The sequence below is a fragment of the Bradyrhizobium sp. genome, from assembly GCF_016462955.1.
Classification (GTDB): Bacteria; Pseudomonadota; Alphaproteobacteria; order Rhizobiales; family Xanthobacteraceae; genus Bradyrhizobium.
Genome location: NZ_JAEMSD010000563.1, coordinates 3,690 through 4,091, shown reverse-complemented (window position 1 = coordinate 4,091; position 402 = coordinate 3,690). Strand labels below are relative to the sequence as shown.

Annotated in this window: 1 protein-coding gene; it reads right to left on the bottom strand. The window is 61.4% G+C overall.

All coding sequences use genetic code 11. The annotated features are described in order from the left end of the window. Positions 1-174 precede the first annotated feature (174 nt). Positions 175-402, bottom strand: a 228-nt coding sequence (locus tag JHD07_RS34450) for a hypothetical protein (protein WP_291630276.1), incomplete at its 5' end; no start/stop codon positions are given.

Sequence of the window (402 nt, the reverse complement as noted above, 5' to 3'; positions counted from 1 at the left end):
AGGGAAAGAGGGTCGAGCCGCAGCGAGCGGCTCGACCCGGCGGGATTGGCCCCGCATGTTGCTGTGTGACGCCTCACGGCTTGGTTCTCCCCGCCGGGATTATGTTCCCGGTCGATGCGAGGACCTTAGCGCGGCCCGTTCCGAAACCGCTTAAAAAGGCTGGTTAACCCACCGTCACTGCTCCTCATGATTGACAAGACCTTGGCGCGCATGATTGACGAGACGTTGCGCCGACGTCGCGAATCTGAGCTTCTGCGGGCCGAAAATGCTTGAAGTCCGCGCCATCAGGGCACATCTGTGGGTTCCGGTCCCGACCCCCGCCCCAACAGGATTTCGTTCGTGAATTCTTCCCCATCCGCAAGCTCGAACACAGCCCATCGCGACCTGTTGGATCAGTCCGCG